The organism is Bartonella sp. AP72JLCBS (genome assembly GCF_042195705.1).
Lineage (GTDB): Bacteria > Pseudomonadota > Alphaproteobacteria > Rhizobiales > Rhizobiaceae > Bartonella.
This window is the reverse complement of sequence record NZ_JBHIOU010000157.1, coordinates 1-511: the sequence shown is the minus strand read 5'-3', so window position 1 is coordinate 511 and position 511 is coordinate 1. Positions and strand designations below refer to the sequence as shown.

At 29.2% G+C, this 511-nt stretch carries 1 protein-coding gene; it reads right to left on the bottom strand.

All coding sequences use genetic code 11. The features are described from left to right. The coding region (locus ACFILO_RS09840) for a hypothetical protein (RefSeq protein WP_375678255.1) at positions 1 to 361 on the bottom strand (361 nt) is incomplete at its 3' end. Between the last annotated feature and the right edge of the window lie 150 nt (positions 362 to 511).

The following is a 511-nucleotide window of genomic DNA, read 5'->3' as shown; positions in this document are numbered from 1 at the left end:
AAAAAAAGTACCAAAAAACGATATCTAAATACCAAAATACAGTATAACTATTTGGAAAAATTAAAACGACAAGTGCTAAACTTATTAGCTTTAAGAGTCTGTGCATATACTGTTGTAAATCACGTGTTAATATCTTCCAACCTGTTGTATCATCATCTTTATATTTTGGATTGTTCTGCAACTCAAAAGGAATATGAGAATTGCATAAAATTACAAAAATATTTGTTATTATTATCAAACCAAAAGATGCAAATATCAAAATACCTTGGATAAAATAGGGATTTTTTTTAATTTCTAAAAAGCATAAAAATATAAAAATTATAATACCAAACAAGGCTCTTAGCTGCTTATCTGTAAACATATTTATTTCCTGCGGTTTTTGATAATTTTTTGATCTCTTTATTGATCTCATCTATGAGAGGTTCGTAATTGAGAACGCTTTTCGGAATACCACCCCCATATATCCAAGCTTTCACTTGCGCCTTGGTACTGTAATCAACATTCTCAGGCA